The organism is Paucibacter sp. JuS9, from assembly GCF_044043925.2.
GTDB lineage: Bacteria > Pseudomonadota > Gammaproteobacteria > Burkholderiales > Burkholderiaceae_C > JAUASW01.
Window position 1 is genome coordinate 3,084,163 of sequence record NZ_CP194172.1, and the last position, 12,582, is coordinate 3,096,744.

16 protein-coding genes are annotated in these 12,582 nt (G+C 64.5%); 4 read left to right on the forward strand and 12 right to left on the reverse strand.

What is annotated here, in order from left to right:
• Positions 1 to 4: 4 nt before the first annotated feature.
• A complete protein-coding gene (gene rpoH, locus ABT392_RS13835) occupies positions 5 to 916 on the forward strand; it encodes an RNA polymerase sigma factor RpoH (RefSeq protein ID WP_395385505.1) in 912 nt (303 codons plus the stop codon).
• Positions 917 to 1,011: 95 nt separating this feature from the next.
• Here rpoH and ABT392_RS13840 read toward each other — a convergent pair whose 3' ends face one another.
• The 5 genes from ABT392_RS13840 to ABT392_RS13860 are packed head-to-tail and all read right to left on the reverse strand — an operon-like array spanning position 1,012 to position 5,055.
• Complete coding sequence (locus tag ABT392_RS13840; protein WP_464970798.1) at positions 1,012 to 1,614, reverse strand: SCO family protein; 603 nt, start codon at positions 1,612 to 1,614, stop codon at positions 1,012 to 1,014.
• Positions 1,615 to 1,624: 10 nt separating this feature from the next.
• Entirely contained in the window at positions 1,625 to 2,545 is a 921-nt protein-coding gene (gene cyoE / locus ABT392_RS13845) for a heme o synthase (protein ID WP_395385504.1), read from the reverse strand.
• A gap of 11 nt (positions 2,546 to 2,556) precedes the next feature.
• Complete coding sequence (locus tag ABT392_RS13850) at positions 2,557 to 3,648, reverse strand: COX15/CtaA family protein (protein ID WP_395385503.1); 1,092 nt, start codon at positions 3,646 to 3,648, stop codon at positions 2,557 to 2,559.
• Between the two features lie 20 nt (positions 3,649 to 3,668).
• Positions 3,669 to 4,340 (reverse strand): SCO family protein, encoded by a 672-nt coding sequence (locus ABT392_RS13855; RefSeq protein WP_395385502.1) that lies wholly within the window; start codon positions 4,338 to 4,340, stop codon positions 3,669 to 3,671.
• The gene (locus ABT392_RS13860) at positions 4,333 to 5,055 is read right to left on the reverse strand and encodes an SURF1 family protein (RefSeq protein ID WP_395385501.1); all 723 of its coding nucleotides are present in this window, start codon (positions 5,053 to 5,055) and stop codon (positions 4,333 to 4,335) included. Before ABT392_RS13860 ends, ABT392_RS13855 begins: the two co-directional genes overlap by 8 nt.
• Before the next feature lie 33 nt (positions 5,056 to 5,088).
• Here ABT392_RS13860 and ABT392_RS13865 point away from each other — a divergent pair, with 33 nt between their 5' ends.
• Positions 5,089 to 5,307, forward strand: a complete 219-nt coding sequence (locus ABT392_RS13865; RefSeq protein ID WP_395385500.1) for a DUF2909 domain-containing protein — start codon at positions 5,089 to 5,091, stop codon at positions 5,305 to 5,307.
• A gap of 69 nt (positions 5,308 to 5,376) precedes the next feature.
• On the opposite strand, the gene ABT392_RS13870 is transcribed toward ABT392_RS13865, so the two are convergent.
• From ABT392_RS13870 to ABT392_RS13900, 7 genes are all read right to left on the reverse strand, one after another.
• On the reverse strand, positions 5,377 to 6,261 hold the full coding sequence (locus tag ABT392_RS13870) for a cytochrome c oxidase subunit 3 (RefSeq protein ID WP_334276426.1): 885 nt from the start codon (positions 6,259 to 6,261) through the stop codon (positions 5,377 to 5,379).
• 50 nt (positions 6,262 to 6,311) lie between these two features.
• Positions 6,312 to 6,545 (reverse strand): DUF2970 domain-containing protein, encoded by a 234-nt coding sequence (locus ABT392_RS13875; protein ID WP_334276427.1) that lies wholly within the window; start codon positions 6,543 to 6,545, stop codon positions 6,312 to 6,314.
• Complete coding sequence (locus ABT392_RS13880; RefSeq protein ID WP_395385499.1) at positions 6,542 to 7,162, reverse strand: cytochrome c oxidase assembly protein; 621 nt, start codon at positions 7,160 to 7,162, stop codon at positions 6,542 to 6,544. The genes ABT392_RS13875 and ABT392_RS13880 overlap by 4 nt, the downstream gene beginning before the upstream one ends.
• Positions 7,163 to 7,174: 12 nt before the next feature.
• Positions 7,175 to 7,291, reverse strand: coding sequence for a cytochrome oxidase small assembly protein (locus ABT392_RS13885; protein WP_334276429.1), 117 nt, complete (start codon positions 7,289 to 7,291; stop codon positions 7,175 to 7,177).
• A gap of 5 nt (positions 7,292 to 7,296) precedes the next feature.
• Complete coding sequence (ctaD, locus tag ABT392_RS13890; RefSeq protein WP_334276430.1) at positions 7,297 to 8,934, reverse strand: cytochrome c oxidase subunit I; 1,638 nt, start codon at positions 8,932 to 8,934, stop codon at positions 7,297 to 7,299.
• A gap of 28 nt (positions 8,935 to 8,962) precedes the next feature.
• Positions 8,963 to 10,159 (reverse strand): cytochrome c oxidase subunit II, encoded by a 1,197-nt coding sequence (gene coxB / locus ABT392_RS13895; protein ID WP_395385498.1) that lies wholly within the window; start codon positions 10,157 to 10,159, stop codon positions 8,963 to 8,965.
• A 238-nt stretch (positions 10,160 to 10,397) separates the two neighbouring features.
• Positions 10,398 to 11,213 (reverse strand): biotin synthase, encoded by an 816-nt coding sequence (locus tag ABT392_RS13900; RefSeq protein WP_334276432.1) that lies wholly within the window; start codon positions 11,211 to 11,213, stop codon positions 10,398 to 10,400.
• 118 nt (positions 11,214 to 11,331) lie between these two features.
• Here ABT392_RS13900 and ABT392_RS13905 point away from each other — a divergent pair, with 118 nt between their 5' ends.
• Positions 11,332 to 12,069 (forward strand): ComF family protein, encoded by a 738-nt coding sequence (locus ABT392_RS13905; RefSeq protein WP_395385497.1) that lies wholly within the window; start codon positions 11,332 to 11,334, stop codon positions 12,067 to 12,069.
• Positions 12,070 to 12,073: 4 nt separating this feature from the next.
• The gene (gene trmL, locus ABT392_RS13910; protein WP_395385496.1) at positions 12,074 to 12,544 is read left to right on the forward strand and encodes a tRNA (uridine(34)/cytosine(34)/5-carboxymethylaminomethyluridine(34)-2'-O)-methyltransferase TrmL; all 471 of its coding nucleotides are present in this window, start codon (positions 12,074 to 12,076) and stop codon (positions 12,542 to 12,544) included.
• Positions 12,545 to 12,582 lie beyond the last annotated feature (38 nt).

Here is a 12,582-nt window from a genome sequence, read left to right on the forward strand (position 1 = left end):
TCAGATGACCGCAAATCAAGCCATCACCGTCCGCGACCCCTGGGCATTGCTGCCCTCGCTGGGCAATCTCGATGCCTATATCACCGCCGTCAACCGCATCCCGCTGCTGACGCCGGAAGAAGAATCCCGCTTTGCCCGCAATCTGCGCGAACGGGGCGACCTGGAATCGGCCGGGAAGCTGGTGCTGTCGCATCTGCGCCTGGTGGTTTCCATCTCCCGCCAGTACATGGGCTACGGCCTGCCGCATGGCGACCTGATCCAGGAAGGCAATGTCGGCCTGATGAAGGCAGTCAAGCGCTTCGATCCTGACCAAGGCGTGCGCCTGGTGAGCTACGCGATGCACTGGATCAAGGCCGAGATCCACGAATACATCCTGCGCAACTGGCGCATGGTCAAGGTCGCCACGACCAAGGCCCAGCGCAAGCTCTTCTTCAACCTGCGCTCGATGAAGCACAGCATGAAGGAAGTTTCGGAGCAGACCCACCGCAACACGCTGAGCGAAGCCGAGATCGAGCAGGTCGCGAGCACGCTCAAGGTCAAGCGCGAGGAAGTGCTGGAGATGGAAACGCGCCTGTCCGGCGGCGACGTCGCCCTGGAGCCGCAGACCGACGACGACGGCGAGGCGTTCGCGCCCATCGCCTACCTGGCTGACGACAGCCAGGAACCGACCCGTGTGATCGAAGCCAGGGCCCGCGACGCCCTGGCCGGCGACGGCATCACCCGTGCACTGGCCGTACTCGACGAGCGCAGCCGTCGCATCGTCGAAGAGCGCTGGCTGAAGGTGAACGACGACTCGAGCGGCGGCATGACGCTGCATGAGCTCGCCGCCGAATACGGCGTCAGCGCCGAGCGGATCCGCCAGATCGAGGCGGCCGCCATGAAGAAGATGCGCAAGGCGCTGGCTGAACCAGCCTGAGCCCACTTTTACCAAGCGGCGCCCCAGGATCCGGCTTTGCCGGGACTAGGGGCGTGCCCCCTTGAGGGGACCGGCGCAGCCGGTACAGGGGTGGGTCACTTTTCTGCCAACAGGATCTTCAAGTCATCAGTGAGCGCCTGCGCGCCCGAGCCGTAGCGGGAGAACACGCGCACGCGCCCTGCGGTGTCGAAGATGAAGCTGGCGGCCGTGTGGTCCATCGTGTAGGTGCCCTCCTGCTTGCCGGGCACCTTGGCGAAGTAGACCTTGAAGTTCTTCGCCGCTTCCTTGATTTGATCCGGGCTGCCGCGCAGCGCCACGAAGCTCGGGTCGAAGCTGGCCAGATAGGCGCGCAGCAGCTCGGGCGTGTCTCGCTCCGGGTCGACGGTCACGAAGATGCCCTGCACCCGCTCGCCATCGGTGCCCAACGCCTTCTTGACCTGGGCCAGCTCGGCCATGGTCGTGGGGCAGACGTCCGGGCACTGGGTGTAGCCGAAGAAGATCACCAGCACCTTGCCCTTGAAGTCGCCGAGCGAGCGCTCGCGGCCGTCCACGTCGGGCAGCTTCAGGTCTTGCGCATAGTCGGCGCCGGTCAGGTCCACGCCCTGAAAGGCGTTCTTGGCAGGCCCGCGTTCACACGCGGCCAGACCCAGGGCAGCTGCGGCCGCCAGGGCCAGGATCAATTGACGCTTGGCATGCATGGGGTGTGGCTCAGCTTATCCAGGGTTGAACATAGTGGTCGACCAGCAAGGCCGCGAACAGCAGCGACAGATGCCAGATCGAGAACAGAAAGGTCTGGCGCGCCAGCTGGTCGGAATACTGCTTCCACAGGCGCCAGGCATAGTGGCAGAAACGCAGGCCCAGCACGATGGCCGCGACCAGGTAAATCCAGCCGCTCATGCCGGTCAGGAAGGGCAACAGCGTCGCGGCCAGCAGGATCCAGGTGTAGAGCACGATCTGCAGCCGCGTGAACTCGCCGCCATGTGTGACCGGCAGCATCGGCAGGCCGGCCTTGCGGTAGTCCTCGGTGCGGTACAGAGCCAGCGCCCAGAAATGCGGCGGTGTCCACAGGAAGATGATCAGGCACATCAGCATGGCCTCGGAACCGACATCACCGCGCATCGCGGCCCAGCCCAGCACCGGTGGCATGGCCCCCGAGGCACCGCCGATCACGATGTTCTGCGGCGTCATGGGCTTCAGGATCACGGTGTAGATCACCGCATAGCCGACGAAGGTGGCAAAGGTCAGCCACATGGTCAGCGGATTGACCCAGAACCAGAGCATGGCCGAGCCGATGGCGCAGAGCAGGGCCGAGAAGGTCAGCGTCTGCGCGCGGCTCAGCTCACCCTTGGCAGTGGCGCGCCAGGCGGTGCGCTTCATCTTGGCGTCGATCTGCTGCTCGATCAGGCAGTTGAAGGCAGCGGCAGCGCCGGCCACCAGCCAGATGCCGGCGGTGGCGGCCAGGGCCGTCAGCCATTCGCGGCCTTCGGGCAGGCCGGGCACGGCCAGCGCCATGCCAATGACGGCGCAGAAGACGATCAGTTGAACGACGCGCGGCTTGGTCAGCTGGTAGTACTGCTGCCAGCGCGAGCTGGTGACCGGAGCGGCAGCGGAGGTCGAGGTGGACGACATAGGGCGTGAGTCTATTGTTTTGTGCGCATCAAAAGCACGCTCAGCAAGGAGAGCAGCAGCGCGGCACCGCCGGTGTGCATCAGGGCGGCGGCAATCGGCCAGTCCAGCACGACATTGGACAGGCCGGTGGCGATCTGCAAGGCCAGCACCAGGCCGAGGCGACGCGACCAACGCGCCTGCCCGGCGACGGCGAGGCGCCAGATCAAGGCCAGCAAAGCGAGCGTCAGGACCAGCGCACCGATGCGGTGGCTGAGGTGGATGGCGGTCAGCGCCTCGAAGGGCAGCCAGCCGCCGTCAGCCCCGACGCCCAGATGGCGCCAAAGCGTGAAGCCCGCCGAGAAGTCGGTCGCCGGCCACCAGTCGCCGGCCCGGCAGCTGGGGAAATCATTGCAGGCCAGCACCGCGTAATTGGTGCTCACCCAGCCGCCCAACGCCACCTGCGCCACCGTCAGGAACCAGGCGGCGATCAGCCCGCGGCGCAGGCCGGCGCTCAAGGCGACCTGCTTTGGCGCATATAGCTGCGCCTGCGCGGCAAGCAGCACCAGCAGGCCCAGGCCGAACAGCAGATGCAAGGTGACGATGGCCGGGAACAGCTTCATCGTCACCGTCAAAGCGCCAAAACCACCCTGCACCAGCACCCAGGCCAACGTGAGCGTTGCCCACCACGGTGCCGAGGGCGGCAGCTCAAACTTCTTGCGGCCACGCCAGCTGAAGATGGTCAGAAGGACGATAAGGAAGCCGACGCCGCTTGCCAGGTAGCGATGCACCATCTCGACCCAGGCCTTGCCATGCGTGACCGGCCCGGTGGGTTGCGCCGTTTGGGCGATGTTGATGTGCTCTTGGGCGCCCAGCGGGCTCGCGTGGCCGTAGCAGCCCGGCCAGTCCGGGCAGCCCAGGCCGGAGTCGCTCAGCCGCGTGAAGGCGCCGAACACGACCAGGTCGAAGGTCAGGAACAGCGTCAGCAAGGCCAGGCCATGCAACCAGCCGCGCGAGCCGAAGGCCACGCCGCGCTGGCGCCGCCACAGCCACAGCAGCGGCAGGCCGCCCAGCAGGGCGCCGACGAGGAGCAGCTTCAAGAGAGGAGAGAGATCGAAACCGGACATGCTTGTGCTTCAGCGCCGGCTCAACGCCCTGGCTTGTCCCAACCCGCGTTGGCCTTCATCAGCCGATCCAGGTCCTTCTTGATCTTGCTCGGGTCCGGATCGACCGGCTCGCGCAGCATCCACCGCCCCACGGGGTCGATGACGTAAATGTGGTCCTGCAGCTTCGCTCCAGCCGCTGGCTTCAGCCAGGCTTCCAGCTCGGTGCGCGGCACCCGCAGCGTCTGCACCGGGATGCCCTTGCTGACGGCCTCCTGCAGCTCGGGGCGCAGCGGTTCGTCGTCAGGGATCAGCCAGAGCTTGTCGAGCTTGTCGCGCTCCTTGCCGAGCATCTCGCGCAACTGGCGCTGCATGAAGAGCTGGTTCTCGCAGGCCTTGTCGCAGGCTGCGGGCTGCACCACGGTCAGCAGCCACTGGCCCTTGAGGCTGGCCACACTCACCGGCTGGCCAGCGAGGTCGCGAAGGCTCAGGGATTCAGGGATGTCGACCGTCGGCACGATCAGGTCACCATAGGCCTTGCCGCTCAGGCCCATCACGTAGAAGCTGTAGTACGAGGCCAGCACCGGCATCGCGCAGATCAGCACGACGCCAAGCGCCTGCCAGCGGCCACGGCGCGTCATCTCGGCGCGCTCGCCCGGCAGTGGTGCGCTGTGCACGGTCATGCTCAGTGGCTCGGCGGAGGATTTCTCAGACATGGTGCTGCCGCCGGGGGCGGAGGAGTTGGAACCAGACATAAAGACCCAGGATCAGCGCAGCGAGCGCAAACCATTGAAAGGCGTAACCGTAGTGCTTGGACATGCCCAGGTCGGGCGTTGGCCAGTCGCGCGGCAAGTTGTCGTCGGCATTGCTGCCAACGGTCTGCAAGACCGCCAAGGGCAGGATGGGCAGCCCGGTTTCACGAGCATAGGCAGACGGGTCGAGATTTTGCCGGATCGTGCCGGTACCGGCCTCGCCCAGCTGATAAAGCCTTGTCGGCGCGACCGCCACCCGCCCTTCGAGCTCGACGACGCCGGCCGGCGTAGCAAGCATTGGCGCACGATTGCGCTGCTGCGCATCAAAGCCGACCCAACCGCGCTGCACGAGCACGATCTCATGCCGACCATCGAGGCGCAGAGGCGTCACCGCATAGAAGCCGGCGCGGCCGTTCATCGGGCGGTTGTCCAGCAGCACGGTGCGATCAGCCAGCCACTCACCACGCAAACGGACGCGGCGATGCACCGGCATCGGTGCCTCAAGCAAGGCAGAGGCAGGCAGCGCTGCGGCCTTCTCGCCGGCCTCCAGGCCTGACTGGATGGCGCGCTTCTCGGCGGCGCGGTCGAGCTGCCACCAGCCCAGGCGACCGGTGAGCGCCACACCAAGAATGGCGGCCACCAACACCACGGCGCGGCGCCTGTCCTTCATTGCCGTCATGTTGGCGGGCCCCCGATGGAATAATCCGCAGCCATGAAATACCTGATCGTGATCGGCCTCATCGCCGTGCTCCTGGCGCTGGCCTCGGCCGGCTTCTTCATGCTCCGCAGAGGTGCCACCCAAGGCCGCGATGCCCGCATGGCTCGCGCGCTGGCACTGCGGGTGGCGGTTTCGGTGGCACTGTTCCTGTTCATCTGGCTTGCGTATCTGATGGGTTGGATCCAGCCAACCGGCGTGCCGCTGGCCAAGTAAGCGGCCAGTGCCTGAATAAAAAAAGCGCCGCTCGATGCGGCGCTTCTTCATTGCAGGCCTTGCGGCCCATTACATCCAGTAGACGACGATGTACAGGCCCAGCCAGACCACGTCCACAAAGTGCCAGTACCAGGCGGCGCCTTCGAAACCGAAGTGCTTGTCCTTGGTGAAGTGGCCCTTTTGCAGGCGCAGCGTGATGAACAGCAGCATCAGCATGCCGACGAACACGTGGAAGCCGTGGAAGCCGGTCAGCAGGAAGAAGGTCGAGCCGAACACGCCGGACGTCAGCTTCAGGTTCAGCTCCGCATAGGCGTGGTGATATTCGTAGCCCTGCAGGCACAGGAAGACGATACCCAGGATCACGGTGGCCCACATCCAGGCGATAGTCTTGCTGCGGTTGCCGGCCAGGATGGCGTGGTGGGCAATCGTCAGGGTCACACCCGAGGTCAGCAGCAGTGCGGTGTTGATCGTCGGGATCGGCCAGGGGCCCATGGTCTGGAAGGCTTCAACCATGCCGGCAGGAGCGGCCGTGCCAGCGCCTGCAACGCTCGGCCACAGGGCCTTGAAGTTGGGCCACAGGATGGCGTTGTCCAGGCTGCCCAGCGACGGCACCGAGTGGTTGCGGGCCCAGTACAGCGCACCGAAGAAGGCGCCGAAGAACATCACTTCCGAGAAGATGAACCAGCCCATGCTCCAGCGGAAGGAGAGGTCGATCCGCTCGCTGTACATGCCGCCTTCGCTTTCGCGGATCGCATCACCAAACCACTGCTTGAGCACAAAGGCCCACCACAGCAGACCGAAGATCAGCGAATACATGCCCCAGTCGTGGCCGTTGATCCACTGGCCTGCGCCCAGGATCACGAAGAACAGGCCGATGGCGGCCATGACCGGATGACGCGAGGGTCCGGGCACAAAGTAGTACGGGGCTTTCCCGTGGGTGGTCGCTGCCGACATCTTTCTTCTCCTCGAACTAAAGCTTCAGTAGTTCAATCAAAACTGCAATTTCAGCTGCTTGCGATGCTGCTGCCGATCACCCACTGGACGACCAGCACCAGCATCAGCACAAACAGAATGGCCCCGATCACGCCGGCGATGATCACATGCACCGGGTTCAGCTGAGCCACATCCTTGTCGTAATCGGCGCCACGACGCACGCCGAAGAAGGCCCAGGCAATTGCCTTGACCGTCTGGAAAAACGAGCCGCGCCGTTGCGTGGCTTCCTTCAAATCCTGCGTCACGACCTCGACCCCTTCGCGCCGTTGAGCACCGGAGCCGCTGCCTGCTTCTTGCCCGCCACCTCGAAGAAGGTATAGGACAAGGTGATGGTCTTGACGTCCTTGGGCAGCTTGGGGTCGATGACGAACACCACCGGCCACTGCTTGCCTTCACCGGCCGCCAAGGTGTACTCGTTGAAGCAGAAACATTCCAGCTTGTTGAAGTGGGCCGTGGCCTGCTTCGGCGCGTAGCTGGGAATGGCCTGCGCCGACATCACGCGGTTCTGGACATTCTTGAACTCGTACATCACGGTTGTCAGCTCGCCCGGATGCACTTCCAGGTGGCTGACCGCCGGCTTGAACTCCCAGGGGCCACGCACATTGGCATCGAACTCGATGCTGATCTTGCGGCTGTAGTCGATCTGGGTGTTCTTGATGTCCCGGGCCTTGACCGCGTGCTGGCGCTCGGAGAGCGACAGCACGTTGATGCCCAGCGCCGAACAGATGGCGTTGTAGAGCGGCACCAGCGAGTAGGCGAAACCGAACATCAGCACCGCCACGACGGACAGCTTGCCCACCAGCTGCAGATTGGCTCTGCGCAGGGATTCAAGCCAGTTCCGGCGGGGCGTGGAATCGCTCATGTCTGAAGCCGCTCAGAAACCGTACAGCGCGATCTTGGTCACGAAACCAACCGCGAACACTGCGGCCACCGACGCCAGGATCAAAGCCAGGCGACGGTTGGCGCGACGTTGTTCTTGCGTCTGGGCCATGGTGATCAGCCGACGATCTTGGTGGCCGTGCGATCCAGCTTCGGCGGGTTCTCGAAGGTGTGGAACGGGGCCGGCGACGGCACTTCCCATTCCAGGCCTTCAGCCGCTTCCCAGGGACGCTGCGGGGCCTTCTCACCCTTGCCGCGCATCAGCGGGATGGCCACGGCGAAGAAGAAGTAGACCTGCATCAGACCGAAGCCGAATGCGCCCACCGACGCGATCGCATTGAAGTCGGCGAACTGCATCGGATAGTCGGCATAGCGACGCGGCATGCCGGCCAGACCCAGGAAGTGCATCGGGAAGAAGGTGATGTTGAAGAAGATCAGCGAGCCCCAGAAGTGAATCTTGGCACGCGTCTCCGAGATCATCACGCCAGCCCACTTCGGACCCCAGTAGTACACGCCAGCGTACAGCGCATACAGCGAGCCAGCCACCAGCACGTAGTGGAAGTGGGCCACCACGTAATAGGTGTCCTGCACCTGGATGTCGATCGGGGCCATGGCCAGGATCAGGCCCGTGAAACCGCCCATCGTGAACACGAAGATGAAGCCCACGGCCCACAGCATCGGGGCTTCAAAGGTCATCGAACCGCGCCACATCGTGGCCAGCCAGTTGAAGATCTTCACGCCCGTGGGCACAGCGATCAGCATGGTCGCGTACATGAAGAACAGCTGACCCGTCACCGGCATGCCGGTGGCGAACATGTGGTGGGCCCAGACGATGAAGGACAGGATCGCGATCGACGCGGTCGCGTAGACCATCGAGGCGTAGCCGAACAGCTTCTTGCGGGCAAATGTCGGGACGATCTGGCTGACGATGCCGAAGGCCGGCAAGATCATGATGTAGACCTCGGGGTGGCCGAAGAACCAGAAGATGTGCTGGTACATCACCGGGTCACCACCGCCGGCCGGGCTGAAGAAGCTCGTGCCGAAGTGGCGGTCGGTCAGCGTCATCGTGATGGCGCCGGCGAGCACCGGCATCACGGCGATCAGCAGGTAGGCGGTGATCAGCCAGGTCCAGGCGAACATCGGCATCTTCATCAGCGTCATGCCAGGCGCGCGCATGTTCAGGATGGTGACAATGATGTTGATCGAGCCCATGATGGACGAGGCGCCGAGGATGTGCATCGCGAAGATGCCGGCATCCATCGAAGGGCCCATCTGCAGCGTCAGCGGTGCGTACAGCGTCCAGCCGGCAGCGGGTGCGCCGCCAGGCATGAAGAACGACGCGACCAGCATGATGGCGGCGGGAATCATCAGCCAGAAGCTGAAGTTGTTCATCCGCGCAAAGGCCATGTCGGAGGCGCCGATCTGCAGCGGGATCATCCAGTTCGCGAAGCCCACGAAGGCCGGCATGATCGCGCCGAACACCATGATCAGACCGTGCATGGTCGTGAACTGGTTGAACAGCTCCGGATTGAAGAACTGCAGGCCAGGCTGGAACAGTTCGGCGCGGATGCACAGGGCCAGCACACCGCCGACCATCAGCATCGTGAAGGCGAACAGCAGGTACAGGGTACCGATGTCCTTGTGGTTGGTAGCGAACACCCAACGACGCCAGCCCGTGGGGGCATGATGATCATCGTGATGATCGTGGCCGTGGGCATGAGAGTCGTGACCGTGGGGGTCAAGCACTGCTGACATGTCGATTCCTTAAAGACGTCCGGTGTACTTACTTGCGGGCGGCCGCGACTTCAGCGGGCTGCACGACCTGGCCGGTCTTGTTCGACCAGCTGTTCTTGGTGTACGTGATGACGGCAGCGATCTCGGTGTCGCTCAGCTGCTTCCACGCCGGCATGGCGCCGTTGTTCTGGCCGTTCAGGAGCACGCCGACCTGCTTGAGCTTGTCGTCGCTCAGCACCACCGGCGAGCCGTCCAGTGCCTTGATCGGGCCTGCGCCCTTGCCATCCGGCTTGTGGCAGGCCGCGCAGTTGGCGGCGTAGACCTTCTCGCCGCGGGCCACCAGGGCAGCCAATTCCCAGACCTTGCTCGGATCGTCCGCCTTGGCGGCCATTTCCTTCTTCTTGCCATCGACCCAGGCAGCGTAGTTTTCAGCCGACACCACCTTCACGTGGATGGGCATGTAGGCGTGCTCCTTGCCGCACAACTCGGCGCACTGGCCGTAGAAGTCGCCAATCTGCTCGGCCTTGAACCAGGTGTCGCGCACGAAGCCCGGAATCGCATCCTGCTTGACGCCGAAGGCCGGCACCATCCAGGCATGGATCACGTCGTTGGCCGTCGTGATGATGCGCACCTTCTTGTTGACCGGCACGACCAGCGGGTTGTCGACCTTCAGAAGGTAGTTGTCGACCTGTTCGGGCTTGCCCGAGTCCGACGCGACGCGCTGGGCGGTGTCCAGCGTGGCCAGGAAGTTGATGCCCTCGCCCTCGCCCTTGAGGTAGTCGTAGCCCCACTTCCACTGGTAGCCGGTGGCCTTGATGGTCAGGTCGGCGTTGGTGGTGTCCTTCATGGCGACGACGACCTTGGTGGCCGGCAAGGCCATCAGGATGACGATCACGAAGGGGACGACGGTCCAGGCGATTTCAACGGCCACGCTTTCGTGGAAGTTGGCGGCCACCGCGCCCTTGCTCTTGCGGTGCTTCCAGATGGAATAGAACATCACACCGAACACGGCCAGGAAAATGGCCACGCAGATGATCAGCATGAAGTTGTGCAGCCACATCTGCTCGGTCGCGATCTTGGTGACCGGCGGGTGCAGATTGAGCTGATTGACGGCCGGGCCGCCCGGCAGGTCGTTTACCGCTTGGCCCGCAAGAGCCGCCTGGACGGCAAGCGTGCTGCCCAGGGCCAGCACCAGCTGACCGATCCGGCGCCCAACTTGATGCACTCGCTCGTTCATCATTTTCATGGTCGTCACTTCAGTTTCAATTTCAAGCCAAGAACGCCGATGCGGCCATGCAAGTTGGCCGCTGCGACATCCGTCGTCTGTGGAGCCTGGGGAGGCTTCTTTGTCTCGTGCTGCACCCTGCTGGAATGGTGCTGGACGTGCCAGGTCTTGACCCTTCCAGCCAGGCGCACATGTGGTCAGCCGCGCATTTTAGCCCAGCGCCATGAGCACAACGTGGTCTTGTGGCCCTTGACATGCCTCAGCGAGGTCCCTGTTTGCGCACCATGGCCCTCATATCGTCCAGCGAAACCGCGGTTTCGGCCGCCAGCCGGGCCCTGGGAACCGGCTTGAAAGCGTGGCCGTAGATCAGTTCGACCCGGGCCCGCAGGAGGCCATCGGCACCGCGCAGGCCTTCGAGCGCCTGCACGAGACGCTGCTTCCAGGCCCGGCCGCGCAGCCCGGCGAATCGACTGGGTGAAACATTGCCCCCCAGTGAGCGCAGGTCCGCCAGCAGGCTCTCGGGGCTGGTCCAGGTCAGCGTCAGGAGCTCCTGATCCATCACCGGGTCGGCAAAACCGGCCTGCACCAGTTCGTCGCCGATGTCGTGCATGTCGATCCAGGGCGGCGCCGGCTCGCCCCAAGCTTGCTGGGCGTAGAGCGGACGCAGCTCGACAAAGCTGTCGGGGCCCAGGCAGGAGAACATCAGGAAGCCATCAACTGCCAGCGAGCGATGCCAGGCCATCAAGAGTGCAGGGAGTTGACTGCTGCCGTGCAGGCACATATTGGCCCACAGCAGTTCGGCGGCGCCGGGCTCGACCAGCTCCGGCCGGACCTGATGAGGCAAATTGCGGCGCAGGAGCTTGTCCATGAAGCCGGCCTGCGGCGCACGGGACTCGTCCAGATCGACCCAGACTTGGCGCGCCTGCGGATAGGCCTGGGCCAGGTCGTCCTGGCTGCCACCGAGCCAGGCAGCCCATTGGATCACGGTGGCAGGTTGCAGCTTGATCACCTGCAGGCGCTCGGCCATCCGGCGCGAGACCTCTCGATTCAGCCAGGGCGCCTCGGCTGCCTTCATGAGGCGGCGGCGCTGCTGCCGCACAGCCACCGGATCTATGCCTACGGTCTTGCCACTCGCTACTTCAGATGGGGGAGAAACCGCAGGCGCTGTCATGGGCCGGAAGTATATTGAGCCGATGCCGGCCGAGCCTCTCGCCCCCAGCAAGCCCTCGGTGTGCGCGCGGCTGCTGGCGCGCTGCCCGGGGCAATGCGCGATCTGCCGTGCCTGGTCGCCGACGCGCATCTGCAGCGCCTGCCTGGCGGCTCATGCGCAGATCGCACGGCGGTGTCCGCAATGCGCCATTCGCCTGCCAGACGCCAGTGCCTTGAGCCGATGCGCGCAATGCCAGCGCCATCCGCCGCCACTGGACCTGACCATCGCCGCGCTGGATTACGCTTTCCCCTGGAATCAGCTCCTGCAGCGCTACAAGTTTCATCAGTGCCTGGAGTTGTGCCGTCCTTTGCTGGATCGCCTCGACGACGCCCTCGATGAGGCCCAAGCCGAAATGCCCGACTGGCTGCTGGCCGTACCGTTGAGCCAGGACCGCTTGCGCGAGCGCGGCTACAACCAGAGCCACGAGCTGGCGCGTACCTTGGCAGCCCGGCGCGGCTTGCGTTGCGATGCCGGCCTGCTCCTGCGCTTGCGTCAGGGCCAGGCGCAGAGCAGCCTGCCTTTGCCTGATCGTACCGCCAATGTGAAGCACAGCTTCGCCGTCGAGCCCGGGCGCCTGCCCGATCTGCGCGGCGCCCGTGTGGCACTGCTGGACGACGTGATGACGACAGGCGCCACGCTGTTCGAGCTGGCCCGCGTCGTGCGCCAGGCCGGCGCCGTGCACGTGCAGGCCTGGGTGCTCGCGCGCACGCCGGCACAATGAGGGCATGTTTCATATCGTCCTCGTCCAGCCGGAAATACCACCCAACACCGGCAACGTGATCCGCCTGGCCGCCAATACCGGCTGCAGCCTGCATCTGATCGAGCCCTTGGGTTTTTCGATGGAAGACAAGCTCCTGCAGCGCGCCGGCCTCGACTATCACGAGTACACGGCCGTGCTGCGCCATGCCAGCTGGCAGGCATTTCTGGATGCAGTGAAGCCGCCCGCGGAACGCATGTTTGCGTTCACCACGCGCGGCAGCCATCGTTTTGCAGAGCAGGCCTGGCAGCCGGGCGACTTCCTGGTCTTCGGCTCGGAAACAGCGGGCCTGCCACCAGCACTGCGTGACAGCTTCCCACCCGAGCAGCGTGTGCGCCTGCCGATGCGACCCGACCAGCGCAGCCTGAACCTGAGCAACAGCGTCGCCGTTGCAGTGTTCGAGGCCTGGCGGCAGAACGGCTACGAGGGCGCGGTCTGATCAGCCTGGCCGCGTGTATCGCGTCCAGGCCTTCGCCA

Bases quoted from the DNA above. Each gene is read 5' to 3' on its own strand.
- rpoH (WP_395385505.1), top strand. From the start codon at position 5: ATGACCGCAAATCAAGCCATCACCGTCCGCGACCCCTGGGCATTGCTG.
- ABT392_RS13840 (WP_464970798.1), bottom strand. From the start codon at position 1,614: ATGCATGCCAAGCGTCAATTGATCCTGGCCCTGGCGGCCGCAGCTGCC.
- cyoE (WP_395385504.1), bottom strand. From the start codon at position 2,545: ATGTCGTCCACCTCGACCTCCGCTGCCGCTCCGGTCACCAGCTCGCGC.
- ABT392_RS13850 (WP_395385503.1), bottom strand. From the start codon at position 3,648: ATGTCCGGTTTCGATCTCTCTCCTCTCTTGAAGCTGCTCCTCGTCGGC.
- ABT392_RS13855 (WP_395385502.1), bottom strand. From the start codon at position 4,340: ATGTCTGAGAAATCCTCCGCCGAGCCACTGAGCATGACCGTGCACAGC.
- ABT392_RS13860 (WP_395385501.1), bottom strand. From the start codon at position 5,055: ATGACGGCAATGAAGGACAGGCGCCGCGCCGTGGTGTTGGTGGCCGCC.
- ABT392_RS13865 (WP_395385500.1), top strand. From the start codon at position 5,089: ATGAAATACCTGATCGTGATCGGCCTCATCGCCGTGCTCCTGGCGCTG.
- ABT392_RS13870 (WP_334276426.1), bottom strand. From the start codon at position 6,261: ATGTCGGCAGCGACCACCCACGGGAAAGCCCCGTACTACTTTGTGCCC.
- ABT392_RS13880 (WP_395385499.1), bottom strand. From the start codon at position 7,162: ATGAGCGATTCCACGCCCCGCCGGAACTGGCTTGAATCCCTGCGCAGA.
- ABT392_RS13885 (WP_334276429.1), bottom strand. From the start codon at position 7,291: ATGGCCCAGACGCAAGAACAACGTCGCGCCAACCGTCGCCTGGCTTTG.
- ctaD (WP_334276430.1), bottom strand. From the start codon at position 8,934: ATGTCAGCAGTGCTTGACCCCCACGGTCACGACTCTCATGCCCACGGC.
- coxB (WP_395385498.1), bottom strand. From the start codon at position 10,159: ATGAAAATGATGAACGAGCGAGTGCATCAAGTTGGGCGCCGGATCGGT.
- ABT392_RS13900 (WP_334276432.1), bottom strand. From the start codon at position 11,213: ATGAAGGCAGCCGAGGCGCCCTGGCTGAATCGAGAGGTCTCGCGCCGG.
- ABT392_RS13905 (WP_395385497.1), top strand. From the start codon at position 11,332: ATGCCGGCCGAGCCTCTCGCCCCCAGCAAGCCCTCGGTGTGCGCGCGG.
- trmL (WP_395385496.1), top strand. From the start codon at position 12,074: ATGTTTCATATCGTCCTCGTCCAGCCGGAAATACCACCCAACACCGGC.